The organism is Winogradskyella vincentii (assembly GCF_020166345.1).
GTDB lineage: Bacteria > Bacteroidota > Bacteroidia > Flavobacteriales > Flavobacteriaceae > Winogradskyella > Winogradskyella vincentii.
Genome location: NZ_JAIUJS010000061.1, coordinates 1 through 324, shown reverse-complemented (window position 1 = coordinate 324; position 324 = coordinate 1). Strand labels below are relative to the sequence as shown.

Here is a 324-nt window from a genome sequence, read left to right as displayed (position 1 = left end):
ACGGTTACGGCGACCTATACGATCACACAGGCCGACGTAGACGCAGGCAATGTGACCAACAGTGCTACAGCTACGGGCGACAGTCCACTGGGAGGTCCAGATGATATTACGGATACGAGTGATGATGGTGATGACGGCGACGGCAATACGGTGGACGACCCTACTGTAGTTGCTATTTCTGAGGTACCGAGCATCGAGGCTGTTAAGACAGTAGCCATCAGTAATGATGTAGCACCGGCAGGCGCGAGCCTTGGCGACGAGCTGACCTATACGATCACTGTTGAGAACACAGGAAACGTGACCTTGAGCAACGTAGCCCTAACG

At 54.0% G+C, this 324-nt stretch carries 1 protein-coding gene; it reads left to right on the top strand.

What is annotated here, in order from left to right; translation table 11 throughout:
- Positions 1–324, top strand: a 324-nt coding sequence (locus LBV24_RS15170) for a DUF7507 domain-containing protein (RefSeq protein WP_224479495.1), incomplete at both ends; no start/stop codon positions are given.